Here is a 343-nt window from a genome sequence, read left to right on the forward strand (position 1 = left end):
GTTCAATGCGGCCGGTGACCACATCTTCTTCATCGATGCCAACGGCAGTGTTGCGAATGACTGGGTGAGCAATGGTGCCTGGCAGGGTCCGTCGGGGATCAGTGGTCAGGCTCGGGCCGGTTCCGGGCTTGCCACTGATGCCGCGGGTACGCACGTCGCTTTTGTCGACGCCAATGGGAACCTGGCCAATGACTGGGTGAGCAACGGTGCTTGGCAGGGTCCGTCGGGTCTGGGTGGTCAGCCGCGTGGGGATTCGCCGCTGGCGTTCAATGCGGCCGGTGACCACATCTTCTTCATCGATGCCAACGGCAGTGTTGCGAATGACTGGGTGAGCAATGGTGCC

Annotated in this window: 1 protein-coding gene; it reads left to right on the plus strand. The window is 62.1% G+C overall.

The window, feature by feature from the left end; all coding sequences use genetic code 11:
- The coding region (locus tag ADK52_RS42260; RefSeq protein ID WP_159045907.1) for a hypothetical protein at positions 1 to 343 on the plus strand (343 nt) is incomplete at both ends.

The organism is Streptomyces sp. WM6372 (assembly GCF_001279655.1).
Taxonomy (GTDB): Bacteria; Actinomycetota; Actinomycetes; order Streptomycetales; family Streptomycetaceae; genus Streptomyces.